This window comes from Pseudomonas fluorescens group sp. PF-69 (assembly GCF_054481235.1).
Genome location: NZ_JBTMNC010000001.1, coordinates 3772921 through 3798736 on the forward strand (window position 1 = coordinate 3772921; position 25816 = coordinate 3798736).

A 25816-nucleotide genomic window follows, 5' to 3' on the forward strand; every position below is an offset into this window, starting at 1 on the left:
CATCATCTGACCGGGAGTGGGGCATGGGCTGGGATCGGGCAACGCCATTTATCATTGATCTGCAAGTGGGCGCCGAGGACATCGACGGGCTGGGGCACGCCAATAATGCGGTGTACGTCACCTGGCTCGAGCGCTGTGCGTGGCGCCACTCCCAGCGCCTGGGCCTGGATCTGGTCGAATACCGGCGGCTGGACCGGGCGATGGCGGTGGTGCGGCATGAGATCGATTACCTGGCGGCCGCTTATGAGGGCGACGAGCTGCAATTGGCGACCTGGATCGTCGATTGGGATCAGCGCCTGAAAATGACCCGGCACTTCCAGTTGAAGCGTCCCAGCGACAACGCCACGCTGCTGCGGGCGCAAACCACCTTTGTTTGCATCGAACTGTCCACCGGTCGGCCCAAGCGCATGCCGGCGGAGTTCATCGAGGGCTATGGCCCGGCGTTGCTGTCGCTCCAACCCTTGTAGGAGCGAGCTCCTGCAAAGGATCTGCGATGTTCTGCAGATTTGTTGCGTAATCCAGTAAACTGCCGCACGTTTTTCGTTGAGTGTGTTTTTCATGCAAATTGCCTTGGCGCCCATGGAGGGGTTGGTCGACGACATCCTGCGCGACGTGCTGACCCGCGTGGGTGGCATTGATTGGTGCGTAACCGAGTTCATTCGTGTCAACGATCAGTTGCTCACGCCTGCCTATTTCCACAAGTTCGGCCCGGAATTGCTCAACGGTGCTCGCACCGCTGCCGGTGTGCCGCTGCGTGTGCAGTTGTTGGGTTCCGATCCGGTTTGCCTGGCAGAAAACGCCGCGCTGGCCTGTGAGCTGGGTTCCGAAGTAATTGATCTGAACTTCGGCTGCCCGGCCAAAACCGTGAACAAGTCTCGTGGTGGTGCGGTGCTGCTCAAGGAGCCGGAGCTGCTCAACCAGATCGTCGAGCATGTCCGTCGCGCCGTTCCGGCGCACATTCCCGTGACCGCCAAGATGCGCCTGGGCTTCGACAGCCCGGATGGCTCACTGGTGTGCGCCACGGCCCTGGCCGAAGGTGGCGCTGCGCACATCGTGGTCCATGCACGAACCAAGACCGACGGCTACAAGCCGCCGGCGCATTGGGAGTGGATTCCTCGGGTTCAGGACGTGGTCAAGGTACCGGTGTTTGCCAATGGCGATATCTGGAGTGTCGAAGACTGGCGCCGTTGCCGTGAAATCAGCGGTGTGGAAGACATCATGCTCGGTCGCGGCCTGGTTTCACGTCCCGACTTGGCGCGGCAAATTGCTGCGGCACGGGCCGGAGAAGAAGTCGTCGAGATGACCTGGGCCGAGCTGCTGCCTCTGATCCAGGATTTCTGGCTGCAAGCCAAGGCGCAGATGACGCCTCGTCAATCACCGGGCCGTTTGAAGCAATGGCTGGCGATGCTGACCCGCAATTATCCCGAAGCGGTGGAGCTGTTCAGTGTCCTGCGTCGTGAGACCGAGCTGGATCAGGTCTCGCGTTTGTTGGGGCTGCAGGTCGCTGAAGCCGCCTGAAAACAGCAAAAAAAATTTGAAAAAAATCTCTTGAAAAGTAATTGGCGGTCCCTATCTAAGGGTTACGCGATGCCGAATTCGGGTCGCGGAGACAAACAACTTGCTGATTGTTTTCAGGAGATTTGAACCATGAGTACTGCATTTTCCCTGGCGCCTCTGTTCCGTTCCTCGGTAGGCTTCGATCGTTTCAACGACCTGTTCGAAACCGCCCTGCGCAACGAGCCAGGCAGCACCTACCCACCGTACAACGTCGAAAAACACGGTGACGATCAATACCGCATCGTCGTGGCGGCGGCCGGTTTCCAGGAAGAAGACCTGGAGCTGCAAGTCGAGAAGGGTGTGCTGACCATCAGCGGCGGCAAACGTGACAGCAACGAAGGCGTGACCTTCCTGCACCAGGGCATCGCCCAGCGCGCGTTCAAGCTGTCGTTCCGACTGGCGGACCATATCGAAATCAAGGCTGCCGGCCTGAGCAACGGTCTGTTGAGCATCGACCTGCTGCGGGTGATTCCGGAAGAGGCGAAAGCCAAACGCATCCCGATCAACGGGACGGAAAAACCGGCTCTGCAACACTGAGTCAGAGCAAGCAAGAAGGGGCGCCATGGGCGCCCCTTTTTTGTATCCCATTCCCGCCAAGATCTGGTTACCTCAGTAGTTTCTGAAACTCCTCCACCGGCAACGGCCGGCTGTGCAGGTAACCCTGATAGAAATGGCATTCCAGCCCCTGCAAGAACGCCAATTGCTCCGGCGTTTCCACCCCTTCGGCGATCACCTTCAATTCCAGGCTGCGAGCCATGGCGACGATGGCGCGGATGATTTCGGCATCGTTGGGGTCGGTGGTGGCGTCGCGGATGAACGACTGGTCGATTTTCAGGGTGTCGACCGGCAGGCGCTTGAGGTAGGTCAGCGAGGAATAACCGGTCCCGAAATCATCCATGGCAAAGCTCACGCCGAGCTTTTTCAGGCGACGCATCTTATTGATGGTGTCTTCCAGGTTCTGGATGACGATGCCTTCGGTGATTTCCAGTTTCAGCAGCGAGCAGGGCAGGCCGTGGCTGGCGAGGCTGTTTTCGATGCGTTCGACAAAGTCGTTCTGGCGGAACTGCCTTGGGCTGATGTTGACGCACAGGCTGAAGTTCAGCGGGTCTATCAGGCGATTGGCGATCAATTGCCGGAAGGCCTGACAGGCTTCGTCGAGAATCCAGGTGCCGACCTCCAGGATCAGCCCGCTGTCCTCCAGCACCTTGATGAATTCGGTTGGCGATTGCGCGCCGAGTTCGGGGTGGGTCCAGCGCACCAGGGCCTCGGCACCGACGATACGGTTATTCCGGGCGTCGAGCTGGGGTTGGTAGTGCACGCGAAACTCACCCCGGGACAGCGCCAGGCGCAGATCGGTCTCCATGCGCAGGCGCTCGCTCGCGGCCTTCTGCATGGTGTTGTGATACATCTGCGCGATGTTGCGTCCCGAATCCTTGGCACGATAGAGGGCAATGTCAGCGCGTTTGAGCAAATCCGTCGGCGTGGAGCCATGGTCGGGAATCAGTGCAATACCAATGCTCGGCGTCACTTGCAGGCGCTGGCCATCGAGGAACATCGGTTCTGACAGCAGTTCGCGCAAGGTGTCAGCCAGATCGCGCACCTGCTCACTGACTTCACTGCGCGAGCCTTCGAGACCGCTGAGCAGGACGACGAATTCGTCGCCGCCCAGGCGCGCGACGGTATCTTCCATGCGCACACTGGCTTCCAGGCGTGCGGTGATGATCTTCAGCACGGTATCGCCCACCGGATGGCCGAGGGAATCGTTGATGTGCTTGAAGTGATCAAGGTCGAGAAACATCAATGCGCCGCGCAGGTTGTGGCGTTTGAGCAGGGCGATCTGCTGGCTCAAGCGGTCCATCAGCAGCGCACGGTTGGGAAGGTTGGTCAGTGGGTCGTGGTACGCCAGGTGGCGGATCTGCGCTTCGGCGTTTTTCAGCAGGCTGACGTCTCGGGCGGTCAGCAGCAGGCACGCGGTTTCGTTGAGGGTGATCGGTTCCACCGACACTTCCACGGTCAACAACTCGCCGCGCTTGTTGCGCCCGAGCATTTCCTGATGGTGAACCCGGCCCTTGATCTGCAGTTCGGCCAGCAACGCCGAGCGTTGTTTCTCTTCGGCCCAGATCCCGAGCTGATACACCGTGCGCCCGATCACTTCATCGGCACGGTAGCCGGTCAAGCGGCAGAACCCGTCGTTGACCTCCAGGTAGCGGCCGGTGTCGCGTTCGGTGATGGTGATGGCGTCGGGGCTTGAGTGGAACGCCTTGGCGAACTTCTCTTCGCTGGCCTTGAGCGCTGCTTCCGAACGTTGCTGCTGGGTGATGTCGCGTAACGTAGTGACGATGCATGGCTGGTCGCCGACGTTGATCTGGCGGCTGGAAATCACGCAGGTCAGAGACTGTCCTTCCTTGTGCTGGACGAGGATGGCCACGTTATTCAGGCCTTGCTCGCGGATCACCTGTTCGATGCGCTGCAGGCTTTTGGCCGAGGCGTCCCACAGGCCGATTTCGTCAGCGCTGCGGCCAATCACATCGGCGGTGCCCCAGCCAAAGGTCTGGGTGAAACTGGAATTGATTTCGATGAACTGCCCGGTGTCCTGGCGGGTGACGCAGATCGGGTCCGGGCTGACCTGGAACAGGGTGGCGAATTTTTCTTCGGAGGCCACCAGCTGTTGTTCGCGTTCGACTTGATCGGTGATGTCCAGCAAGGTCCCGGCCATGCGCAACGGCGCGCCATTTTCATCGCGGTAGAGCCGGGCGCGACTTTCCAGGTAGCGCGAAGTGCCGTCTTCGAGTTGTACGCGGTAAGTCAGTTGATAGTTGCCCGCCGGACCTTCGCGCAAGCTGCGGTAAGCGTCGCGCATGTTGTCGCGTTCTTCGCCGGGAACCCCTTCGAAAAATTCGTCGAAAGATTCATGAAAAGGCTTCGCATCCATCCCGTGCAATTGGGCGGCGCGGGCCGAACCGTAAAGCATGCCGCTGGGAATGTGCCAGTCCCAGGTGCCCAGTTGTGCCGAATCCAGTGCCAGGTCGAGGCGCTCCTGGCTGTCTTTCAAGGCGTGCTCGGCAGCTTTGCGTTCGGTGGTGTCGAGGAAGGTGCTCAACAGGTACGGCTGGCCTTCGAGCTCGACCTTTTGTGCGCTGAGGATGCCGTCGTGGATCTGGCCATTGCTGGCGCGAAACTGCACCTCCATGTTGATCAGTTCGCCCTTGGCCTTGGTGGCTTTGACCAGTGTCGTGCGTTGTTCGGGGTTCACCCAAAGGCCCAGCTCCAGGGTGGTGCGGCCGATCGCGTCTTGCACCGGCCAGCCGAACAGGCTTTCGAAATACTGATTGGCTTCGGTGATCAGGCCGTCTTCCTGGCGTGTCAGCAACACCATGTTCGGGCACAGATGAAACAGGGTGGCGAACCGCTTTTCCGAGCTGCTGAGCGCCTGCTCGCGCTGGCGCTGGTGAGTGATCTCGCGGATCACGCCGATCATGCGTGGTCGGCCGTTTTTGTCCGGCAGCAGGCTGCCGTTGATCTCCAGCCAATGCAGGCTGCCGTCGGGCCAGCGAATGCGGTGGTGCATCGCTTGCTCCAGCGGTGCGCCGGCGATCACGGCATGGAAGGCACGAATGGTTTTCGCCCGGTCTTCCGGCGGCAGCAAATCGAGGTATTCCAGATCGGCGGGCAACGGTTGCCGCGGATCAAAGCCGAACAGCGCCTGAGTACCCCGTGACCAACTGATCTGCCCGCGTTCGATGTCCCAATACCAGGCACCCAGCCGGGCGCCGTTCAGCGCGGCCAATAATTGGGGGGCACTTTCCCAGCTCTGCTCGGAGCGTTGTGGATCAAGTGCCTGAATACGCGGCATCGGCGGAATACGGTCAACAGATTTCGGCATTGGCAAGCCTTAGGCTGATTTGGGCATTTTGCACAGGAATTTGCGGCTCTATAGCAGTAGCACAAGTTAACCCTGAATCCCTGGCAGATCGATTTGAGCATCCAGCAAGGCCATGAAGGCCCGTGCTGCATTCGATAGCGTCCGTTCTGTGTGCAGGATATAGCCTAGCTGGCGAGACAGTTGTATGCCCGGCAGGGGTATTCGTGCAACTTGATCGTCGAGCATGGTGCGCGGCAACACGCTCCAGGCCAGGCCGATCGACACCATCATCTTGATCGTTTCCAGATAATTGGTGCTCATGGCGATGTTCGGCGTCAGCCCCTGGGCTTCGAACAGGCGCTGGACGATGTGGTGGGTGAACGTGTTGCCGCCGGGGAACACGGCCGGATGCCGGGCAATGTCCGCCAGGCTGACCGGTCCATTGTTGAGCAGCGAATGCTCCGGGGCGACCACGAAATCCAGCGGGTCGTTCCACACCGGCATGGCCTTGACCAGCGCATGGGGCTCCGGCGCCAGGGTGATGACGGCCAGTTCGGCGCGGCCATGGAGGATTTCTTCGTAGGCCACTTCCGAATCGAGGAATTGAATATCCAGCGCGACGTCGGGGTAGCGTCGAGTGAACTCCCTGAGTAACGGAGGCAAACGGTGCAGGCCGATGTGGTGACTGGTGGCCAGGGTCAGACGGCCGGTCACTTCGCCGGTGAGGTTGGTCAGGGCGCGGCGAGTATCATCCAGTACGTTCAGAATCTGATAGGCGCGCGGCAGCAGCGCGCGGCCTGCCTCGGTCAGGCCGACTTCACGACCCAGTCGATCGAACAGGCGCACCTTCAATTGCTGCTCCAGCCCGGCGATGCGTTTGCTGATTGCCGGTTGTGTCAGGTGCAGGCGCTCGCCGGCGCCGGAGAAGCTTCCTGTCTCGGCGATGGCAATAAAGGCATTGAGGTTGGCCAGGTCCATGGTTGCATTCCAGTTGGTTATCCAAAGCATAAAAAATATGAATTTGAGTTATTTAATGTAACCCCATAGGATCAGCCTCACAAGCCAAGGGGTTATTGAGATATCAAAGCCCGGGGCATAGAAACAAGCTGATGAGGAAAACGTCTGATGGCCGGCAAAACGCTCTACGACAAGCTCTGGGATTCGCATTTGGTCAAGCAGCGCGACGATGGTTCTGCGCTGATCTACATCGACCGTCACATCATTCACGAAGTGACCTCGCCGCAAGCCTTCGAAGGCCTGCGTCTGGCCGGGCGCAAGCCTTGGCGCATCGATGCCAACATCGCGACCCCGGACCACAACGTACCGACCACGCCGGAGCGCAAGGGCGGCATCGACGCCATCGTGGACCAGGTCTCGCGCCTGCAGGTCCAGACCCTCGACGATAACTGCGATGAATACGGCATCGTCGAATTCAAGATGAACGACGTGCGCCAAGGCATCGTTCACGTCATCGGCCCGGAGCAGGGTGCAACCTTGCCGGGCATGACCGTGGTCTGCGGCGACTCCCATACCTCGACCCACGGCGCCTTCGGTGCCCTGGCTCACGGTATCGGCACCTCCGAGGTCGAGCACGTGCTCGCGACCCAGTGCCTGGTCGCCAAGAAAATGAAAAATATGCTGGTGCGCGTCGAAGGCCAATTGCCGTTCGGCGTGACCGCCAAGGACATCGTGCTCGCGGTGATCGGCAAGATCGGTACCGCCGGCGGTAACGGCCATGCCATCGAGTTCGCCGGTAGCGCGATTCGTGACCTGTCCGTCGAAGGCCGCATGACCATCTGCAACATGTCCATCGAGGCCGGCGCCCGCGTAGGTCTGGTGGCGGCTGATGAAAAAACCGTGGCCTACGTGAAGGGTCGTCCATTCGCCCCGAAAGGCGCGGAATGGGACCTGGCGGTCGAAGCCTGGAAAGACCTGGTGTCCGATGCCGATGCCGTGTTCGATACCGTGGTCGAGCTCGACGCGAGCCAGATCAAGCCACAAGTCAGCTGGGGCACTTCGCCTGAAATGGTCTTGGCCGTTGATCAGAACGTGCCGGATCCAGCCAGGGAAATGGATCTGGTCAAGCGCGGCTCCATCGAACGTGCCCTGAAATACATGGGTTTGACCGCCAATCAGGCGATCACCGACATTCAACTGGATCGCGTGTTCATCGGCTCCTGCACCAACTCGCGGATCGAAGATTTACGCGCGGCTGCCGTCATTGCCAAGGGCCGCAAAGTGGCCTCGACCATCAAGCAGGCCATCGTGGTGCCGGGCTCGGGTCTGGTGAAAGCGCAGGCCGAATCGGAAGGCCTGGACAAGATTTTCCTCGAAGCCGGTTTCGAATGGCGTGAGCCGGGTTGCTCGATGTGCCTGGCGATGAACCCGGACCGTTTGGAGTCCGGCGAACACTGCGCCTCGACGTCCAACCGTAACTTCGAAGGCCGTCAGGGCGCGGGTGGCCGTACCCATCTCGTGAGCCCGGCCATGGCCGCGGCCGCCGCCGTGAACGGTCGTTTCGTCGACGTCCGTGAATTGATCTAAGGAGCGCAGCATGAAAGCTTTTACCCAGCACACTGGACTTGTCGCGCCTCTGGATCGTGCCAACGTCGACACCGACCAGATCATTCCGAAGCAATTTTTGAAATCGATCAAGCGCACGGGTTTCGGCCCGAACCTGTTCGATGAATGGCGCTACCTGGATGTGGGGCAGCCGTATCAGGACAACTCCAAGCGCCCGCTGAACAAGGACTTCGTCCTCAACGCCGAGCGTTATCAAGGCGCCAGCGTGTTGCTGGCCCGTGAAAACTTCGGTTGCGGTTCGAGCCGTGAACACGCGCCGTGGGCCCTGGAAGAATACGGTTTCCGCAGCATCATCGCGCCGAGCTATGCCGATATCTTCTTCAACAACAGCTTCAAGAACGGCTTGTTGCCGATCATCTTGAGCGATGCCGAAGTCGATGAGCTGTTCCAGCAGGTAGAAGCCAATCCGGGCTACCAGCTGCAAATCGACCTGCAAGCCCAGACCGTGACCCGCCCGGACGGCAAGGTCCTGAGCTTCGAAATCGACGCATTCCGCAAACACTGCCTGCTCAATGGCCTGGACGACATCGGCCTGACCTTGCAGGACGGCGACGCGATTGCGGCGTTTGAAGCCAAGCACCGTGCGAGCCAGCCTTGGTTGTTTCGCGACGCTTGATTGATTCGAGATTTTTGTAGTCAGGGCTGGCCCCATCGCTGGCAAGCCAGCTCCCACAGGCATTTACGGCGTTCAAAAAACTGTGGGAGCGGGCTTGCCCGCGATGAGGCCGGAACAGGCGCCACAAGACTAAAAGGAAGTCCCCATGACCAGCTCCGCCCAGCACAGCCAGGTAGTTCAAAAGCAATTCGGTGAACAGGCTTCGGCCTACCTGAGCAGCGCCGTACACGCTCAAGGCACTGAATTCGCACTGCTACAGGCCGAACTGGCGGGGCAGGGCGATGCTCGCGTGCTGGACCTGGGTTGCGGTGCCGGTCATGTGAGTTTTCACGTGGCTGGGCTGGTAAAGGAAGTGGTGGCTTACGACCTGTCGCAGCAGATGCTCGACGTGGTCGCCGCAGCCGCCGCTGATCGTGGGTTGAGCAACGTGTCCACGGTCAATGGCGCCGCCGAACGCTTGCCGTTTGCCGACGGTGAATTCGATTTCGTCTTCAGTCGCTATTCGGCGCACCATTGGAGCGATCTCGGCGTGGCCCTGCGGGAAGTGCGTCGGGTGTTGAAGCCGGGCGGCGTAGCGGCGTTCATCGATGTGTTGTCACCGGGCAGCCCGTTGTTCGACACTTACCTGCAAAGCGTCGAAGTGCTGCGCGACACCAGCCATGTGCGTGATTATTCCGCCGGCGAATGGTTGCGCCAGATCAGCGAAGCCGGGTTGCACACCCGTAGCACCACGCGGCAGCGGCTGCGTCTGGAGTACAACTCCTGGGTCGAGCGCATGCGCACGCCACAGGTGATGCGCGCGGCGATCCGCGAACTGCAGCAGTCGATGGGCAACGAAGTACGCGAATATTTCGAAATTGAGGCCGATGGTTCGTTCAGTACGGATGTGCTGGTGCTGTTTGTAGAAAGATAGGTACCGATCGATAGATTTTTTCCGGGCGCGCCCCAGGGTGCACCGACTGATGACATGAGGAAAGCATGAGCAAGCAGATTCTGATTCTCCCAGGTGACGGTATTGGCCCGGAAATCATGGCCGAAGCGGTCAAGGTGCTGGAACTGGCCAACGACAAGTACGCCCTGGGCTTCGAGCTGAGTCACGACGTGATCGGTGGTGCCGCCATCGACAAGCACGGCGTGCCGTTGGCCGATGAAACCCTGGAACGTGCCCGCGCGGCCGATGCCGTGCTGCTGGGCGCCGTTGGCGGCCCGAAATGGGACACCATCGAGCGTGACATCCGCCCTGAGCGTGGTCTGCTGAAAATCCGTGCGCAACTGGGCCTGTTCGGCAACCTGCGTCCGGCGATCCTGTACCCGCAACTGGCCGAAGCTTCGAGCTTGAAGCCGGAAATCGTCTCCGGTCTGGACATCCTGATCGTTCGCGAGCTGACCGGCGGTATTTATTTTGGCGTGCCGCGCGGCACCCGTACCCTGGAGAACGGCGAGCGTCAGTCCTACGACACCCTGCCGTACAGCGAAAGCGAAATCCGCCGCATCGCCCGTGTCGGTTTCGACATGGCCATGGTCCGCGGCAAGAAACTGTGCTCGGTCGACAAGGCCAACGTGCTGGCGTCCAGCCAGCTGTGGCGTGAAATTGTCGAGGAAGTGGCCAAGGATTATCCTGAGGTCGAACTGAGCCACATGTACGTCGATAACGCCGCGATGCAGCTGGTGCGTGCGCCGAAGCAGTTCGACGTGATCGTCACCGACAACATGTTTGGCGACATCCTGTCCGACCAGGCCTCGATGCTCACCGGCTCCATCGGCATGCTGCCGTCGGCGTCCCTGGACACCAACAACAAAGGCATGTACGAGCCGTGCCACGGTTCGGCGCCGGACATCGCGGGCAAAGGCATTGCCAACCCGTTGGCGACCATTTTGTCGGTATCGATGATGCTGCGTTACAGCTTCAACCAGCAGGCAGCGGCCGATGCCATCGAAAAAGCCGTCAGCCTGGTGCTGGATCAGGGCTTGCGTACGGGCGACATCTGGTCGGCCGGTTGCACTAAAGTCGGTACGCAGGAAATGGGTGACGCAGTAGTCGCCGCGCTGCGGAATCTGTAATCTCTCGGGCCCGCTGCCACTTTCATCCCCGAAAGCAGCGGCCCACTTTTCAAGAAGGTGTAGTTGCGATGAAACGTGTAGGTCTGATCGGTTGGCGCGGTATGGTCGGTTCCGTGCTCATGCAGCGGATGCTGGAAGAGCAGGATTTCGATCTTATCGAGCCGGTGTTTTTCACCACTTCCAATGTCGGTGGCCAAGGCCCGTCCGTGGGCAAGGAGATTGCTCCGCTCAAGGACGCTTACAGCATTGAAGAGCTGAAAACCCTCGACGTGATTCTGACCTGCCAGGGTGGTGACTACACCAGCGAAGTCTTCCCGAAGCTGCGCGAAGCCGGCTGGCAGGGCTACTGGATCGACGCCGCTTCCAGCCTGCGCATGCAGGATGACGCGGTCATCGTCCTGGACCCGGTCAACCGCAAGGTCATCGACCAGCAGCTGGACGCGGGCACCAAGAACTACATCGGCGGCAACTGCACCGTCAGCCTGATGCTGATGGGCCTGGGCGGTCTGTTCGAAGCCGGTCTGGTGGAGTGGATGAGCGCCATGACCTATCAGGCGGCCTCCGGTGCCGGCGCGCAGAACATGCGTGAGCTGATCAAGCAAATGGGTGCGACCCACGCAGCGGTCGCCGATCAACTGGCCGACCCGGCCAGCGCGATCCTCGACATCGACCGTCGTGTCGCCGAAGCCATGCGCAGCGACGCGTACCCGACCGAAAACTTCGGCGTACCGCTGGCCGGCAGCCTGATCCCGTGGATCGACAAGGAGCTGCCGAACGGTCAGAGCCGTGAAGAGTGGAAGGCCCAGGCCGAGACCAACAAGATCCTCGGTCGCTTCAAGAGCCCGATCCCGGTCGACGGCATCTGCGTGCGCATTGGTGCCATGCGTTGCCATAGCCAGGCGCTGACCATCAAATTGAACAAAGACGTGCCGATCGCCGATATCGAAGGGCTGATCAGCCAGCACAACCCTTGGGTCAAGCTGGTACCGAACAACCGCGAGATCAGCATGCAGGAGCTGAGCCCTACCAAGGTCACCGGCACCCTGAACGTGCCGGTCGGCCGTCTGCGCAAGCTGAACATGGGGTCGCAATTCGTCGGTGCGTTTACCGTCGGCGACCAACTGCTCTGGGGCGCGGCCGAACCGCTGCGTCGCATGCTGCGGATCCTGCTTGAGCGTTGATCGATTGAAGCTGTGAAAGAACCCGTGCCTTGAAAGAGGCGCGGGTTTTTTTATTCCAGGCCGTCAGATGCTGATGGGTTGCCTGATGTTCCGTCATCGCGGGCAAGCCCACTCCCACAAGGATTGTGCTGATCCCCGTGGGAGCGGGCTTGCCCGCGATGAGGCCAGAACAGACGCCACATAATTGCCTGCATCCCCACCACCCGGTAAAGTGCCGCTCCCCCGTTTCGCCTGAGGTAGAACCATGAGCCAGTCCTTCGATATTGCCGTGATCGGCGCCACCGGTACTGTCGGCGAGACGCTCGTGCAGATTCTTGAAGAGCGCGACTTTCCGGTCGGCAACCTGCACTTGCTGGCCAGTAGCGAATCCGCCGGGCATTCGGTGCCGTTTCGGGGCAAGAATGTGCGGGTGCGGGAAGTCGATGAGTTCGACTTCGGCAAAGTCCAGTTGGTGTTCTTCGCCGCCGGCCCGGCCGTGACCCTGAGTTTTGCCGCGCGCGCCACGGCTGCCGGTTGCTCGGTAATCGACCTGTCCGGCGCGTTGCCGGCCGACCAGGCGCCACAGGTGGTGCCGGAAGCCAACGCGCAGGTGTTGGCCGGCCTGAAAAAACCATTCCGGATCAGCAGCCCGAGCCCTTCGGCTACGGCGCTGGCGGTGGTGCTGGCGCCGTTGCTGGGTTTGATCGATTTGCAGCGCGTCAACCTGACCGCGTGCCTGGCGGTTTCCGCCCAGGGCCGCGAGGCCGTGACCGAGCTGGCCCGGCAGACCGCCGAGTTGCTTAACGTGCGCCCACTGGAGCCGACCTTTTTCGATCGGCAGATGGCGTTCAATTTGTTGGCCCAGGTCGGCAAGCCGGACGAGCGGGGTCATACGCTGCTGGAAAAGCGCCTGGTGCGTGAGTTGCGCCAGGTCATGGCCCTGCCTTCATTGAAGATTTCCGTGACTTGCATTCAAGCCCCGGTATTTTTTGGCGATAGCTTTAGTGTGACGCTGCAATCGGCGAGTGAGATCGACCTGGCTAAAGTCAACGCCGCTTTGGAAGACGCCCCCGGCATCGAGCTGGTTGAAGCCGGTGATTACCCGACGCCGGTAGGTGACGCGGTAGGGCAGGATGTGATCTACGTTGGTCGGGTACGCCAGGGTATCGACGACCTGTCGGAACTTAATTTGTGGCTGACGTCAGATAACGTACGCAAAGGCGCCGCGCTCAACGCTGTGCAGCTGGCTGAGTTGTTGATAAAAGACCTGCTGTAAAAGATACTTGGCAACAATTTTTCGAATGGTTCCGACCCAGCGCTATGCTTGGCAGGAATGCTGAAGGCGAGCCACCCTGTGGGGCTTTCCGGGGCATGCATGAAACGATCGCGCGCGGCGACCTCTCGCCGCCGCGCAATGCCTTACGGCAGCGGCTATCAACACCTTCTCGCTGGCCGAGGAATGTTCAAACTAAGGATGAGCTATGGTTCAAGTTCGCAAACTGGTGTTAGCAATAGCGGCCGCCTCGGCGCTGTCCTCCGGTATGGCGCATGCCCTCGGGCTTGGGGAGCTGACCCTGAAATCGACGCTGAACCAGCCGTTGGTGGCAGAAATCGAATTGCTCGACGTCAAGGAACTCACCGCTGCCGAAGTGGTGCCGAGCCTGGCTTCACCTGAAGATTTCGCCAAGGCCGGTGTCGACCGCCAGGCGTTTCTCAACGACTTGACCTTCACCCCGGTGCTGAATGCCGGTGGTAAAAGCATCCTGCGTGTCACTTCCAGCAAGCCGCTTTCCGAACCGATGGTGAAATTCCTGGTTCAGGTGATGTGGCCCAACGGTCGACTGCTGCGTGATTACAGTGTTTTGCTCGACCCGTCCAAATTCTCGCCGCAAACCGCTGAAGCAGCCGCGCAGCCCACGCCGACTCAGGGTGTGACCGCGCCCGTCACCGGTGCGACCAAACCGTCCCAATACACCACTACGCCGCGCGATACCCTCTGGGAAATCGCGGCGAAGGCGCGTAACGGCGGTTCGATTCAACAAACCATGCTGGCCATCCAGGCGCTGAACCCGGATGCCTTTATCGACGGCAACATCAACCGGCTGAAAACCGGGCAGGTGCTGCGTATGCCGGATCAGGCGCAAAGCACCAGCATGCGGCAATCCAAGGCGATTGCCGAAGTCGCTGCGCAGAACACTGCGTGGCGTCAGGGGCGTCGCTATGTCGCTAAGCCGGCCGCGGGGCAGCAGCAACTCGATGCCACCAAGCGTGGTCGTGGTGAAGCGACGTCGTCACAGCCTGCTCGGGACAACCTGAGTCTGGTCTCGGCCGAGTCGGGCAAGGCCCGTGGCAAAGGCGCCGCAGGCGATGCGAAAGCCTTGAACAACAAGCTGGCGGTGACTCAGGAAAGCCTCGACACCACCCGCCGTGACAATGCAGAGCTGAAAAGCCGCATATCTGATCTGCAAAGTCAGATGGACAAGCTGCAACGTCTGATCGAACTGAAGAACAATCAACTGGCCAAGTTGCAGGCTGAAGGGGCGGCGGGAGCCCCGGCGCCTGCTGCTGCGCCGGCACCGGCGATGACGGCTGAACTGACGCCTGGTGCGGCGCCAGCGCCAGCCGAAATGACGCCGGCAGCGGTTCCGGCGCCCGTTCCGGCCGAGACACCTGTCGAGCCGACCCCGGCAGCTTCCGACGACAAGCAATTCAACGAGCTGCTGACTAATCCTTGGTTGTTGGGCCTGGCCGGTGGTGGGGCCGTGGTTGTGATGCTGTTGTTGCTGTTGCTGGCCCGTCGTCGCAAAGCCCAGCAAGAAGCCGAGAAACACTTGCGCATGGCCCGCGCCCTGGCCGATGAGCAACCGTTTTCTGCTGATCTGGACCTGCCGGAAAGCAGTTTCGAAGGCCTGGAAGTTCCCCCTCCGAGCGTAAAGCTGGCCACCGCGCCGACTCCTGCACCCGCACCTGTACCTGCGCCCGCTCCGGCTCCGGCCCCGGTTGTGGTCACGCCACCCATCGCCGCGCCACTGGTGGCGCCAGCCGCCGACCGCTCCGACGACGTGCTGGACAAAGCCCAGTCTCACATCGCCGCCGGCCGTCTGAATCAGGCTGCAGCCCTGCTGGAAGAGGGCATCAAGCAAGAGCCTCAGCGCAGTGATCTGCGCCTGAAACTGATGGAAGTCTACGGCCAGCAAGGCGATCGCGATGCGTTCGTTGCCCAGGAACGCCAACTGGTGGCCAACGGCGACAATTTCGCCCAGGTCGAAAAACTGAAGAGCCGCTTCCCGGCCATGGCGTTGATTGCCGCCGGAGGCATCGCCGCCGCCGCAGTCGCGGCCGAACTGGATGCGCAGTACGTCAAGGACCTGTTGCAGGACGAGCCGCCAGCACCAGAGCCAGCACCAGAACCAGAACCAATGCCGGCTCCGGTCGAAGACGATTTCGACAGCGCTTTCGATCTGAGCCTGGATGACCTGGAAGACATTACTCCAGCAGTCATTACGCCTGCGCCGGAGCCTGAAGCGTCGACTTTGACCGATCTGGAAGATTTCCCTCTGGACGATGACCTGAGTTTCGGGTCGGTGTTGCAGCAGCAGGCTGAGATCAAGGAAAACCTCGACGACCTGTCGGAGTTCGATCTGGACATGGATCTTGGTGCGGAGCCGTCGGCAGCGACGCTGGCCGAAGATGACTTCCTGCTCGATCTGGACGAGGGCGTGAAGGATTTGCCGGTCGTCGAAACACCGGCAGCCCCTGAGTTGGCATTGGATGATCTGGAGCTGCCTGCCGATTTCGATCTGTCGCTGGCTGAAGAAATGGATGCGCCGGATGCTTTCGCCGCAGAGCTGGATGACGTCAACGCCGAGTTGGAAAGCTTGTCTGGCAGCATCGGTGAGCCGACATTCACGGAGCACGATGCTTTGGCTTCTGCCGAAGACGAGCCGGAGTTCGATTTCCTTTCCGGCACCGACGAAGTCGCCACCAAGCTTGATCTGGCCCAGGCCTACATCGATATGGGTGACAACGACGGCGCCCGGGATATCCTCAATGAGGTGGTGGTAGAGGGTGATGACGGCCAGAAGAGCGAAGCCAAGGAGATGCTGGCGCGTCTGGCCTGAGTGATCGGCTCTTTGTAAACAATGCGGCAGCCCGGCGAGGCTGCCGTTTTTGTTTTATCGCGGGGCGATGCTGTTGTACTGGTATCCACGTCCCACGGCTTTATAATGCCCGCCTTCGCGTACATCAGCAGGCTGTCACTCCTTGGCAAATATAGATAACCCGGCCGCCGAAATGGCGGCCGACGGCTTTTTCCGGATCGCGTTGGGCGTTGAATACAAAGGCTCGCGCTATCGCGGCTGGCAGCGCCAGGCCTCCGGCGTGCTCACGGTGCAGGAAACCCTCGAAAACGCCTTGTCGAAAGTCGCCGACTCGCCTGTGTCGCTGCTGTGCGCAGGGCGCACCGATGCCGGTGTACATGCCTGCGGACAGGTGGTGCATTTCGATACGCCGGTCGAGCGCTCGATGAAGGCCTGGGTCATGGGCGCCAATATCAATTTGCCGCACGACGTCAGTGTCAGTTGGGCCAAAGTCATGCCGGCGCATTTCCATGCACGGTTCAAGGCCATTGCCCGGCGCTATCGCTACGTGATCTACAACGATCAGATCCGCCCGGCGCACCTGAGCGAAGAAATCACCTGGAACCACCGTCCGCTGGACGTCGAGCGCATGGCCGAGGCGGCGCAATACCTGGTGGGTATCCATGACTTCAGTGCCTTTCGCGCTGGTCAGTGCCAGGCCAAGTCGCCGATCAAGGAGCTGCATCATCTGCGCGTCACCCGTCATGGCAAAATGATCGTATTGGATATCCGCGCCAACGCTTTCCTGCATCACATGGTGCGCAACATCGCTGGTGTGCTGATGACCATTGGGGCCGGCGAACGCCCGGTGGAGTGGATGAAGGAAGTGCTGGAGAGCCGAATCCGCCGCTCAGGCGGGGTGACGGCTCACCCGTTTGGCCTGTATCTGGTGCAGGTCGAGTACCGCGACGAGTTCCAATTGCCCGAGCGTTACATCGGCCCGCATTTCCTGACCGGTTTCACCGAACTTGACGGCTGACGCCCTCGAACGCTTTTGTTACCATCCGGGACTTTCTCGGATTTGCCGTGGGGTTTTATCGACATGTCAGCCGTTCGCAGCAAGATTTGTGGGATTACCCGCATAGAAGATGCGTTGGCGGCGGTTGAGGCCGGGGCCGATGCCATCGGGTTTGTGTTTTACGCCAAGAGCCCGCGGGCGGTGAGCCGCCAGCAGGCGCGCGCGATCATCAAGGCATTGCCGCCGTTCGTCACCACCGTAGGCCTGTTCGTCAACGCCGGTCGCGAAGAGTTGGCAGAAATCCTCGATACCGTGCCGCTGGATCTGTTGCAGTTCCATGGCGACGAAGGCGCGGCAGAATGTGAAAGCTGGCATCGCCCGTACATCAAGGCGCTGCGGGTCAAGGCCGGTGATGACATTGCGGCAGCCTGCGACGCCTATCCGGGTGCCAGCGGCATTTTGCTCGATGCCTATGTCGAAGGTGTTCCCGGTGGAACCGGCGAAGCGTTCGACTGGTCACTGATACCGCAAGGTTTGAGCAAGCCCATCATTCTGGCGGGAGGCCTGACCCCGGATAACGTCGCCGAGGCCGTTGACCGGGTCCGCCCGTATGCGGTGGATGTCAGCGGTGGGGTAGAGGAGAGCAAAGGCATCAAGGATCATGCGAAGATTCGGGCATTCATCAACGCGCTACGTTGATGTGACGGCTGGCAGACTGCCGCCGTCCACTGCTCTGTACAAAAAGGCTGAGGGTTGTTGGGTGGTGCGCAGGTCACGTCACGTTGACCCGGCCATCGACTGATCATCGCCGCACACATGAATTTAGCTCAAGGGCATACACGGGGCTGCGAACCAGAGCGTTCGGGCCACCGGTACTGGAGAAAGAAAGCATGAGCAACTGGTTAGTAGACAAACTGATCCCTTCGATCATGCGTTCCGAGGTCAAGAAGAGCTCGGTGCCTGAAGGTCTTTGGCACAAATGCCCGTCTTGCGAGGCTGTGTTGTATCGTCCGGAGCTGGAAAAGACCCTGGACGTTTGCCCCAAGTGCAATCACCACATGCGTATTGGCGCACGCGCCCGTATCGACATTTTCCTCGACGCCGAAGGCCGTGCCGAGCTGGGGGCGGACCTGGAACCGGTTGACCGCCTGAAGTTCCGTGATGGCAAGAAGTACAAGGATCGCCTGACTGCTGCGCAAAAGCAGACTGGCGAAAAAGATGCGCTGATCTCCATGAGCGGCACCTTGCTGGGTATGCCGGTGGTGGTTTCGGCGTTCGAATTCTCCTTCATGGGTGGGTCGATGGGCGCCATCGTCGGCGAGCGCTTTGTTCGCGCCGCCAACTACGCGCTGGAAAACCGCTGCCCGATGATCTGCTTCTCCGCCTCCGGTGGTGCGCGGATGCAGGAAGCGCTGATCTCCTTGATGCAAATGGCCAAGACCTCCGCGGTGCTGGCGCGTCTGCGTGAAGAAGGCATTCCGTTCATCTCCGTGCTGACCGACCCGGTCTACGGTGGTGTTTCGGCCAGTCTGGCGATGCTCGGCGACGTTATCGTCGGTGAGCCGAAAGCGCTGATTGGCTTTGCCGGCCCACGCGTGATCGAGCAGACCGTTCGCGAAAAACTGCCGGAAGGCTTCCAGCGCAGCGAGTTCCTGCTGGAGCACGGCGCCATCGACATGATCATTCACCGTCAGGAGCTGCGTCCGCGCCTGGGCAACCTGTTGGCACAGATGATGGGCCTGCCGACGCCTAAGTTCGTCGCGACCCCCATCGAGCCGATCGTGGTTCCACCGGTGCCAGCCAACGTATGACCCAACGTACCCTTGGCGAATGGCTCGCCTACCTCGAGCAGTTGCATCCCTCGGCCATCGACATGGGCCTTGAGCGCTCGCAACAGGTAGCGTCCCGCATGGGGCTGGGCAAGCCGGCGCCTCGGGTGATCACGGTCACTGGCACCAACGGCAAGGGTTCTACCTGTGCGTTCGTGGCCTCGTTGCTGCGGGCCCAGGGCCTGAAAGTCGGTGTCTACAACTCTCCGCACCTGCTTCGTTACAACGAGCGGGTGCAGGTCAATGGCGTTGAAGCCACTGACGCCGAGCTGTGCGAAGCCTTCGCGGCGGTCGAGGCGGGGCGCGGCGACACTTCCCTGACCTATTTCGAGATGGGCACCCTGGCGGCTTTCTGGCTGTTCCAGCGTTCCGGGCTTGATGCCGTGGTGCTGGAGGTGGGGCTGGGCGGGCGTCTGGACACGGTCAACGTGGTGGACGCCGACATGGCACTGGTCACCAGTATCGGGGTCGATCACGCCGATTACCTCGGTGCTACTCGTGAGTCCGTGGCCTTCGAGAAGGCCGGCATCTTTCGCCAGGGCGCGCCCGCGCTCTGTGGCGACCTGAATCCTCCACAGCCCCTGCTGGATAAAGCGCGAGAGCTTAAATGCCCGTTTTTCCTGCGCGGGCGCGATTTCGATCTCGGTATCACTGATCACGACTGGCAATGGCGCGGTCTGGACGCTCAGGGGCACGTGGTCGAGCTGCATGATCTGCCGTTGCTTGATCTGCCGATGGAAAACGCCGCGCTGGCGCTACAGGCCTATCTGTTGCTCGGGTTGCCGTGGGCGGATGCGCAGATTATCCAGGCGCTGCAGGCGACGCGGGTGGTCGGTCGTCTCGATCGTCGGTCGTTCGATTGGCAGGGCAAGCGTCTTAACCTGTTGCTGGATGTGGGGCATAACCCCCATGCAGCGGAGTATTTGGCCCGGCGTCTGGCCAGTCGGCCACTGGCCGGCAAGCGTCTGGCGGTGTTCGGGTTGCTGGCGGACAAGGATCTGGATGGTGTAGTTGCCGCGTTGAGTGCTAGTGTCGAGCACTGGGCTGTCGCGCCACTGGATTCGCCTCGGGCGCGGCCAGTGGCCGATTTGCGCGAAGCGCTGCATAAGCGCGGCGCTTCGGTAACGTCCTATGACAGCGTGGCCGCCGCCTTGGAAGGGCAGTGTGCGCTGGCGACGAGCGACGATGAAATTCTGTTGTTCGGATCATTTTATTGTGTCGCCGAGGCCCTTGAGTGGTTGGCTCGGCGCTCCACGGAGGAAGCGGCAAATGGCATTGCTGGATAAGGCTTACAAACAGCGCATGGTCGGCGCCCTGGTTCTGGTCGCGCTGGCCGTGATTTTCCTGCCGATGCTGTTTTCCCGTCAGGATGAGCAGCGCCAGGTGACTGTCGAGGCGCCGACTGCGCCGCAAGCACCGGCGATGGCGCAAGTGCAGGTTGAACCGGTGGTCGTGCCTGAGCCTCAGGCGTTGCCGCAGGAGCCGGTGCCCAGCGACGATGAGATTGCCCAGGAAGCCAAGCCGACGCCACCTGTCGCGCCGAAAGTACCAGCGTTGCCGGTTCCGGCCGTAAAACCGGTCGCTCCTGCTCCGGCGCTGGCCGCCAAGCCTGCGACCGCACCTGCCCAGCCAATCGCGGCTGCTCCGGGCAAGCCGGACACCACGCAAAGCCGTGTCGACGCCAATGGCCTGTCGGTCAGTTGGTCGGTTCAACTGGCCAGCCTGGCTAATCGCGAAAGTGCGGAAAAGCTGCAAAAAACCCTGCGCAGCCAAGGCTACAACGCCTATATCCGTTCCGCCGATGGCAAAAATCGGGTGTTTGTCGGTCCGCTGATCGAGCGTGCCGAGGCCGATCGCCTGCGCGACTTGTTGAACCGTCAGCAAAACCTCAAGGGTTTTGTGGTGCGTTTTCAGCCTGAGCGCGGCTAAATCTATCGCCCCGATTTGAAATGCACTGACAATCGCAGCTTACCGATAAGCATGGGCTCTGCTAAAATGCGCCGCCTCATCCGTCTGTAGGCTGCACTGTGCCATTTACCTGGGTTGACTGGGCGATCGTTGCAATCATCGCCATCTCCGCATTGATCAGTCTGAGCCGCGGCTTCGTCAAGGAAGCGCTATCGCTGGTGACCTGGATCATCGCAGGAGTCGTTGCCTGGATGTTCGGTGGCGCATTGTCCGAGTACCTCGCCGGATACATCGAAACGCCGTCGGCCCGTGTGATCACGGGCTGTGCCATCATGTTTGTCGCCACGTTAATCGTAGGCGCAATGATCAATTATCTTATCGGCGAGTTGGTACGCGTCACCGGGCTTTCCGGGACCGATCGATTCCTCGGCATGGCCTTCGGTGCCGCGCGTGGCGTGTTGCTGGTGGTCGTGGCGGTCGGGCTGTTGAGCCTGGGGCCGGTACAGCAGGACGGGTGGTGGAAAGAGTCCCAACTCGTGCCAAAGTTTTTATTGGTCGCAGACTGGTCCAAAAACCTGATTCTCGGGTGGAGCAGTCAGTGGCTTGCCAGCGGTATCAGCGTACCCGCTGAAATACCGTTCAAGGAGCACCTCTTGCCGACGGCGAAAACGCCTCAGTGAGTTGTGTTCAGTTCAGATCCATTAAGTAGGGGTTGCGTCGCATGTGTGGCATCGTCGGTATCGTCGGTAAGTCGAACGTCAATCAGGCGCTGTATGACGCGCTAACCGTCCTCCAGCACCGCGGCCAGGACGCTGCCGGTATCGTGACCAGCCATGAAGGCCGGTTATTCCTGCGCAAGGACAACGGTCTGGTGCGTGACGTGTTTCATCAGCGTCACATGCAGCGTCTGGTCGGTCACATGGGCATTGGCCATGTGCGCTACCCGACTGCGGGCAGCTCGACCTCGGCCGAAGCTCAGCCGTTTTACGTCAACTCGCCTTACGGCATCACCTTGGCGCACAACGGCAACCTGACCAACGTTGAACAACTGGCCAAGGAGATTTACGAATCTGACCTGCGCCACGTCAACACCAGTTCCGATTCGGAAGTGCTGCTCAACGTGTTCGCGCACGAACTGGCCCAGCGCGGCAAGTTGCAGCCAACCGAAGAAGACGTATTCGCCGCCGTGACTGACGTGCACAACCGTTGCGTCGGTGGTTACGCCGTCGTGGCGATGGTGACCGGCTACGGCATCGTCGGTTTCCGCGACCCGCACGGCATCCGTCCGATCGTGTTCGGCCAGCGTCACACTGACGAGGGCGTCGAATACATGATCGCCTCCGAAAGCGTTTCCCTGGACGTACTCGGTTTCACCCTGATTCGCGATCTGGCACCGGGCGAAGCGGTCTACATCACTGAAGACGGCAAGCTGCACACCCGTCAGTGCGCGACCAACCCGTCCCTGACCCCGTGCATCTTCGAACACGTCTACCTGGCCCGTCCGGACTCGATCATCGACGGCGTGTCGGTCTACAAGGCCCGTCTGCGCATGGGCGAGAAGCTCGCCGAGAAGATTCTTCGTGAGCGTCCCGAGCACGACATCGACGTGGTCATCCCGATCCCGGACACCAGTCGCACGGCTGCTCTGGAGCTGGCGAACCACCTGGGCGTGAAGTTCCGCGAAGGCTTCGTGAAGAACCGTTATATCGGCCGCACCTTCATCATGCCGGGCCAGGCCGCGCGGAAAAAATCCGTACGCCAGAAGCTCAACGCCATCGAGCTGGAATTCCGCGGCAAGAACGTGATGCTGGTGGATGACTCCATCGTGCGCGGCACCACTTGCAAGCAGATCATCCAGATGGCGCGTGAAGCGGGCGCCAAGAATGTCTATTTCTGCTCCGCAGCGCCGGCCGTGCGTTTCCCGAACGTCTACGGCATCGACATGCCGAGCGCCCACGAACTGATCGCCCACAACCGTTCGACCCAGGACGTGGCCGATCTGATCGGTGCCGATTGGCTGATCTATCAGGACCTGCCTGATTTGATCGAAGCGGTCGGTGGCGGCAAGATCAAGATCGAGAAGTTCGATTGTGCAGTGTTCGACGGCCAGTACGTGACCGGCGACGTCGACGAGGCCTACCTGAACAAGATCGAGCAGGCACGTAACGATGCCTCCAAGGTCAAGACGCAGGCGGTCAGTGCGATCATCGATCTGTATAACAACTGAGTCATTACCGGCCCCTAGGGGCCGGTTTTGTATCTACCAACGAATTCTTATTTTTCAAGAACGGGGCAAGGAGTGACAGCATGAGTCAGGATTGGGATGCCGGTCGGTTGGACAGCGACCTCGAAGGCGTAGCGTTCGATACCCTGGCCGTACGTGCCGGTCAGCACCGTACGCCGGAAGGCGAACACGGTGATCCGATGTTCTTCACTTCCAGCTACGTATTCCGCACTGCCGCCGACGCGGCCGCACGTTTTGCCGGGGAGGTGCCGGGCAACGTTTATTCGCGCTACACCAACCCGACCGTTCGCGCTTTCGAAGAGCGCATTGCCGCGCTGGAAGGTGCCGAGCAGGCCGTGGCTACCGCGACCGGCATGGCCGCGATCATGGCGGTGGTGATGAGCCTGTGCAGTGCTGGCGATCACGTGCTGGTATCGCGCAGCGTGTTTGGCTCGACCATCAGTCTGTTCGAAAAATACTTCAAGCGCTTCGGCGTCGAAGTCGATTACGTCCCCCTGGCGGATCTGTCCGGCTGGGATGCGGCGATCAAGGCCAATACCAAATTGCTGTTCGTCGAGTCGCCGTCCAACCCGTTGGCCGAGCTGGTGGATATTGCCGAGCTGGCGAAAATCGCTCACGCCAAAGGCGCGATGCTGGTGGTCGACAACTGCTTCTGCACCCCGGCATTGCAACAGCCGTTGAAATTGGGGGCGGACGTCGTCGTGCACTCGGCAACCAAGTTCATCGACGGCCAGGGTCGTTGCATGGGCGGTGTCGTGGCCGGTCGCAGCGAGCAGATGAAAGAAGTGGTCGGTTTCCTGCGTACCGCCGGGCCGACCCTCAGCCCGTTCAACGCCTGGATCTTCCTCAAGGGCCTGGAAACCCTGAATCTGCGGATGAAGGCGCATTGCGCCAACGCCCAGCAACTGGCCGAGTGGCTGGAGCAGCAGGACGGCGTCGAAAAAGTCCATTACGCCGGGCTCAAGAGTCATCCGCAGCACGAGTTGGCCCAGCGTCAGCAGAAGGGCTTCGGTGCAGTGGTGAGTTTCGAGGTCAAGGGTGGCAAAGAGGGCGCCTGGCGCTTTATCGACGCGACCCGCCTGATCTCGATCACCGCCAACCTGGGCGACAGCAAAACCACCATCACCCACCCGAGCACCACCTCTCACGGGCGTCTGGCGCCGCAAGAGCGTGAAGCCGCGGGCATTCGTGACAGCCTGATCCGCGTCGCGGTGGGGCTGGAAGACGTGGCTGACCTGCAAGCCGACTTGGCGCGCGGGTTGGCTGCCTTGTGATCGAAATGTCCGCGCCAGCCGGCTCCAATGGCCGCGTTGCACTGGTTACCGGTGCCGCGCGGGGCATCGGCCTGGGTATTGCCGCCTGGCTGATCAGCGAAGGCTGGCAGGTCGTGCTGACGGACGTGGATCGGGTGCGCGGTTCGAAAGTGGCGAAGGTCCTTGGCGAAAACGCCTGGTTCATCGCCATGGACGTGTCGAACGAAGGGCAGGTGGCGCTGGGTGTCGCCGAGGTGTTGGGGCAGTTTGGGCGTCTGGATGCGTTGGTGTGCAATGCGGCGGTAGCCGATCCGCATAACATCACCCTGGAAAGTCTCGACCTGGCGTACTGGAATCGGGTACTGGCGGTGAATCTCAGTGGGCCGATGTTGTTGGCCAAGCACTGCGCGCCTTACTTGCGTGCTCACAGCGGGGCGATCGTCAATCTGGCCTCGACCCGCGCCGGGCAATCGGAACCCGATACTGAGGCTTACGCAGCGAGCAAGGGCGGTTTGCTGGCCTTGACTCATGCATTGGCGATCAGTCTTGGCCCGGAGATTCGCGTCAATGCGGTCAGCCCCGGCTGGATCGATGCGCGAGACCCTTCGGTGCGACGCGCCGAGCCACTGACCGATGCCGATCATGCACAGCATCCGGCAGGCCGGGTAGGGACGGTCGAGGACGTGGCGGCGATGGTCGCGTGGCTGTTGTCGAAGAACGCCGGTTTCGTGACAGGCCAGGAGTTCGTGGTCGACGGCGGCATGACCAAGAAGATGGTTTACGAGTAGCCGCTGCAGGTCTCGCGCTTCAAGCTGCCAGTTAAGGCCGCCCGAGTCTGTCCTGCTTACGCAGCTCCGCTCTTCTCTTGCAGCTTGAAGCTCGTCGCTAAAAGCTGTTTTTGAAAAAAACTTCAATCCTGCTATTGACTTAGGTTCGCTACCTGCGTAAATTTCGCGGCCTCGGAGATGCAAACGGGTGATTAGCTCAGCTGGGAGAGCGTCTGCCTTACAAGCAGAATGTCGGCGGTTCGATCCCGTCATCACCCACCACTCCCGAGAGTCTTGCGAAAGCAAGATGGAAGCTGAAATGCCTCCACCGACGCGCAGCGGTAGTTCAGTCGGTTAGAATACCGGCCTGTCACGCCGGGGGTCGCGGGTTCGAGTCCCGTCCGCTGCGCCATATTTTCCGAGTCAGATTCATCTGGTTCGAGATTGAAAAGCTACTGAGTTTTCAATCAGACGAGTTACTTGAGCGCAAGCTCAAAGCGATACGCAGCGGTAGTTCAGTCGGTTAGAATACCGGCCTGTCACGCCGGGGGTCGCGGGTTCGAGTCCCGTCCGCTGCGCCATATCTGCACCGAGGCCCACTGAACGCCTTGGAGCTACGAAGAAAGCCAACTGCGCTACTTCGAGTCGATAGCAAAGACCCTGGTCGAAAGGCCGGGGTTTTTTGTGTCTGAAATTTGACCTTTCTCCTGTTTCCCTCCTGGCTGCATCCCTTTATCCGGCACAAATCCCTGTTGGAGCGAGCGGGCTCGCTCCAACAGGGAGAGTGGATGTCAGTTAGACCAGTGGTCTGCTGCGGTGCAAAGCCGCAGCTTTTTGATTCTTTGGTCAGTTTTTTGTATCTGGTTATTTGCCGCGAG

The 25816-nt window shown here is 60.6% G+C and carries 21 protein-coding genes and 3 tRNA genes; 22 read left to right on the forward strand and 2 right to left on the reverse strand.

Annotated elements, in window-relative coordinates:
* Window positions 1–23: 23 nt before the first annotated feature.
* The 3 genes from ACX3YF_RS17520 (at window position 24) to ACX3YF_RS17530 (ending at window position 2094) form a co-directional block, all read left to right on the forward strand.
* Window positions 24–467: an acyl-CoA thioesterase gene (locus ACX3YF_RS17520; RefSeq protein ID WP_103402721.1), complete on the forward strand. Its 444-nt coding sequence runs from the start codon at window positions 24–26 to the stop codon at window positions 465–467.
* Window positions 468–558: 91 nt separating this feature from the next.
* Window positions 559–1518 (forward strand): tRNA dihydrouridine synthase, encoded by a 960-nt coding sequence (locus ACX3YF_RS17525; RefSeq protein WP_196584896.1) that lies wholly within the window; start codon window positions 559–561, stop codon window positions 1516–1518.
* Window positions 1519–1647: 129 nt separating this feature from the next.
* On the forward strand, window positions 1648–2094 hold the full coding sequence (locus ACX3YF_RS17530; RefSeq protein ID WP_047531258.1) for an Hsp20 family protein: 447 nt from the start codon (window positions 1648–1650) through the stop codon (window positions 2092–2094).
* Window positions 2095–2161: 67 nt separating this feature from the next.
* On the opposite strand, the gene ACX3YF_RS17535 is transcribed toward ACX3YF_RS17530, so the two are convergent.
* Window positions 2162–5440, reverse strand: a complete 3279-nt coding sequence (locus tag ACX3YF_RS17535; RefSeq protein WP_458973990.1) for a PAS domain S-box protein — start codon at window positions 5438–5440, stop codon at window positions 2162–2164.
* Between the two features lie 66 nt (window positions 5441–5506).
* Window positions 5507–6397, reverse strand: a complete 891-nt coding sequence (locus ACX3YF_RS17540; RefSeq protein WP_196586628.1) for a LysR family transcriptional regulator — start codon at window positions 6395–6397, stop codon at window positions 5507–5509.
* A 147-nt stretch (window positions 6398–6544) separates the two neighbouring features.
* On the opposite strand from ACX3YF_RS17540, the gene leuC reads away from it, so the two are divergent.
* The 19 genes from leuC to ACX3YF_RS17635 all read left to right on the forward strand — a co-directional run bounded on the left by leuC (window position 6545) and on the right by ACX3YF_RS17635 (window position 25519).
* Complete coding sequence (gene leuC, locus ACX3YF_RS17545) at window positions 6545–7963, forward strand: 3-isopropylmalate dehydratase large subunit (RefSeq protein WP_090318719.1); 1419 nt, start codon at window positions 6545–6547, stop codon at window positions 7961–7963.
* Window positions 7964–7973: 10 nt separating this feature from the next.
* On the forward strand, window positions 7974–8618 hold the full coding sequence (gene leuD, locus ACX3YF_RS17550; RefSeq protein WP_008056361.1) for a 3-isopropylmalate dehydratase small subunit: 645 nt from the start codon (window positions 7974–7976) through the stop codon (window positions 8616–8618).
* A gap of 145 nt (window positions 8619–8763) precedes the next feature.
* A complete protein-coding gene (locus tag ACX3YF_RS17555; protein ID WP_196586626.1) occupies window positions 8764–9531 on the forward strand; it encodes a class I SAM-dependent methyltransferase in 768 nt (255 codons plus the stop codon).
* Between the two features lie 65 nt (window positions 9532–9596).
* Complete coding sequence (gene leuB / locus ACX3YF_RS17560) at window positions 9597–10679, forward strand: 3-isopropylmalate dehydrogenase (protein ID WP_448647165.1); 1083 nt, start codon at window positions 9597–9599, stop codon at window positions 10677–10679.
* Between the two features lie 68 nt (window positions 10680–10747).
* Window positions 10748–11860 carry an aspartate-semialdehyde dehydrogenase gene (gene asd, locus ACX3YF_RS17565; protein WP_130206985.1) on the forward strand — a complete coding sequence of 371 codons (1113 nt, stop codon included), beginning with the start codon at window positions 10748–10750 and terminating at the stop codon, window positions 11858–11860.
* Between the two features lie 244 nt (window positions 11861–12104).
* Window positions 12105–13115, forward strand: coding sequence for an aspartate-semialdehyde dehydrogenase (locus tag ACX3YF_RS17570; protein ID WP_288101448.1), 1011 nt, complete (start codon window positions 12105–12107; stop codon window positions 13113–13115).
* Window positions 13116–13320: 205 nt separating this feature from the next.
* Window positions 13321–15960, forward strand: a complete 2640-nt coding sequence (locus ACX3YF_RS17575; protein WP_458973991.1) for a FimV/HubP family polar landmark protein — start codon at window positions 13321–13323, stop codon at window positions 15958–15960.
* 172 nt (window positions 15961–16132) lie between these two features.
* Window positions 16133–16957, forward strand: coding sequence for a tRNA pseudouridine(38-40) synthase TruA (gene truA / locus ACX3YF_RS17580; protein WP_458974846.1), 825 nt, complete (start codon window positions 16133–16135; stop codon window positions 16955–16957).
* Window positions 16958–17020: 63 nt separating this feature from the next.
* Window positions 17021–17635 carry a phosphoribosylanthranilate isomerase gene (locus ACX3YF_RS17585; protein WP_458973992.1) on the forward strand — a complete coding sequence of 205 codons (615 nt, stop codon included), beginning with the start codon at window positions 17021–17023 and terminating at the stop codon, window positions 17633–17635.
* A gap of 191 nt (window positions 17636–17826) precedes the next feature.
* Window positions 17827–18747 (forward strand): acetyl-CoA carboxylase, carboxyltransferase subunit beta, encoded by a 921-nt coding sequence (gene accD / locus ACX3YF_RS17590; RefSeq protein WP_047531234.1) that lies wholly within the window; start codon window positions 17827–17829, stop codon window positions 18745–18747.
* On the forward strand, window positions 18744–20051 hold the full coding sequence (gene folC / locus ACX3YF_RS17595; RefSeq protein ID WP_448647163.1) for a bifunctional tetrahydrofolate synthase/dihydrofolate synthase: 1308 nt from the start codon (window positions 18744–18746) through the stop codon (window positions 20049–20051). Before accD ends, folC begins: the two co-directional genes overlap by 4 nt.
* Window positions 20035–20694, forward strand: a complete 660-nt coding sequence (locus ACX3YF_RS17600) for an SPOR domain-containing protein (protein WP_130206975.1) — start codon at window positions 20035–20037, stop codon at window positions 20692–20694. The genes folC and ACX3YF_RS17600 overlap by 17 nt, the downstream gene beginning before the upstream one ends.
* Window positions 20695–20792: 98 nt before the next feature.
* Window positions 20793–21353 carry a CvpA family protein gene (locus ACX3YF_RS17605; protein ID WP_047531228.1) on the forward strand — a complete coding sequence of 187 codons (561 nt, stop codon included), beginning with the start codon at window positions 20793–20795 and terminating at the stop codon, window positions 21351–21353.
* A gap of 41 nt (window positions 21354–21394) precedes the next feature.
* Window positions 21395–22900 carry an amidophosphoribosyltransferase gene (purF, locus tag ACX3YF_RS17610; RefSeq protein ID WP_047531226.1) on the forward strand — a complete coding sequence of 502 codons (1506 nt, stop codon included), beginning with the start codon at window positions 21395–21397 and terminating at the stop codon, window positions 22898–22900.
* A gap of 80 nt (window positions 22901–22980) precedes the next feature.
* Window positions 22981–24192: an O-succinylhomoserine sulfhydrylase gene (locus tag ACX3YF_RS17615; protein ID WP_090463659.1), complete on the forward strand. Its 1212-nt coding sequence runs from the start codon at window positions 22981–22983 to the stop codon at window positions 24190–24192.
* 5 nt (window positions 24193–24197) lie between these two features.
* On the forward strand, window positions 24198–24959 hold the full coding sequence (locus ACX3YF_RS17620; RefSeq protein ID WP_189340397.1) for an SDR family oxidoreductase: 762 nt from the start codon (window positions 24198–24200) through the stop codon (window positions 24957–24959).
* A 185-nt stretch (window positions 24960–25144) separates the two neighbouring features.
* A tRNA-Val gene (locus tag ACX3YF_RS17625) sits at window positions 25145–25220 on the forward strand.
* A 53-nt stretch (window positions 25221–25273) separates the two neighbouring features.
* A tRNA-Asp gene (locus ACX3YF_RS17630) sits at window positions 25274–25350 on the forward strand.
* A gap of 92 nt (window positions 25351–25442) precedes the next feature.
* A tRNA-Asp gene (locus tag ACX3YF_RS17635) sits at window positions 25443–25519 on the forward strand.
* The last annotated feature ends 297 nt before the right edge of the window (window positions 25520–25816 follow it).

What these genes read in the sequence shown, in the direction of transcription:
- ACX3YF_RS17520 (WP_103402721.1), top strand. Translation starts at nt 24, where the DNA reads ATGGGCTGGGATCGGGCAACGCCATTTATCATTGATCTGCAAGTGGGC.
- ACX3YF_RS17525 (WP_196584896.1), top strand. Translation starts at nt 559, where the DNA reads ATGCAAATTGCCTTGGCGCCCATGGAGGGGTTGGTCGACGACATCCTG.
- ACX3YF_RS17530 (WP_047531258.1), top strand. Translation starts at nt 1,648, where the DNA reads ATGAGTACTGCATTTTCCCTGGCGCCTCTGTTCCGTTCCTCGGTAGGC.
- ACX3YF_RS17535 (WP_458973990.1), bottom strand. Translation starts at nt 5,440, where the DNA reads ATGCCGAAATCTGTTGACCGTATTCCGCCGATGCCGCGTATTCAGGCA.
- ACX3YF_RS17540 (WP_196586628.1), bottom strand. Translation starts at nt 6,397, where the DNA reads ATGGACCTGGCCAACCTCAATGCCTTTATTGCCATCGCCGAGACAGGA.
- leuC (WP_090318719.1), top strand. Translation starts at nt 6,545, where the DNA reads ATGGCCGGCAAAACGCTCTACGACAAGCTCTGGGATTCGCATTTGGTC.
- leuD (WP_008056361.1), top strand. Translation starts at nt 7,974, where the DNA reads ATGAAAGCTTTTACCCAGCACACTGGACTTGTCGCGCCTCTGGATCGT.
- ACX3YF_RS17555 (WP_196586626.1), top strand. Translation starts at nt 8,764, where the DNA reads ATGACCAGCTCCGCCCAGCACAGCCAGGTAGTTCAAAAGCAATTCGGT.
- leuB (WP_448647165.1), top strand. Translation starts at nt 9,597, where the DNA reads ATGAGCAAGCAGATTCTGATTCTCCCAGGTGACGGTATTGGCCCGGAA.
- asd (WP_130206985.1), top strand. Translation starts at nt 10,748, where the DNA reads ATGAAACGTGTAGGTCTGATCGGTTGGCGCGGTATGGTCGGTTCCGTG.
- ACX3YF_RS17570 (WP_288101448.1), top strand. Translation starts at nt 12,105, where the DNA reads ATGAGCCAGTCCTTCGATATTGCCGTGATCGGCGCCACCGGTACTGTC.
- ACX3YF_RS17575 (WP_458973991.1), top strand. Translation starts at nt 13,321, where the DNA reads ATGGTTCAAGTTCGCAAACTGGTGTTAGCAATAGCGGCCGCCTCGGCG.
- truA (WP_458974846.1), top strand. Translation starts at nt 16,133, where the DNA reads ATGGCGGCCGACGGCTTTTTCCGGATCGCGTTGGGCGTTGAATACAAA.
- ACX3YF_RS17585 (WP_458973992.1), top strand. Translation starts at nt 17,021, where the DNA reads ATGTCAGCCGTTCGCAGCAAGATTTGTGGGATTACCCGCATAGAAGAT.
- accD (WP_047531234.1), top strand. Translation starts at nt 17,827, where the DNA reads ATGAGCAACTGGTTAGTAGACAAACTGATCCCTTCGATCATGCGTTCC.
- folC (WP_448647163.1), top strand. Translation starts at nt 18,744, where the DNA reads ATGACCCAACGTACCCTTGGCGAATGGCTCGCCTACCTCGAGCAGTTG.
- ACX3YF_RS17600 (WP_130206975.1), top strand. Translation starts at nt 20,035, where the DNA reads ATGGCATTGCTGGATAAGGCTTACAAACAGCGCATGGTCGGCGCCCTG.
- purF (WP_047531226.1), top strand. Translation starts at nt 21,395, where the DNA reads ATGTGTGGCATCGTCGGTATCGTCGGTAAGTCGAACGTCAATCAGGCG.
- ACX3YF_RS17615 (WP_090463659.1), top strand. Translation starts at nt 22,981, where the DNA reads ATGAGTCAGGATTGGGATGCCGGTCGGTTGGACAGCGACCTCGAAGGC.
- ACX3YF_RS17620 (WP_189340397.1), top strand. Translation starts at nt 24,198, where the DNA reads ATGTCCGCGCCAGCCGGCTCCAATGGCCGCGTTGCACTGGTTACCGGT.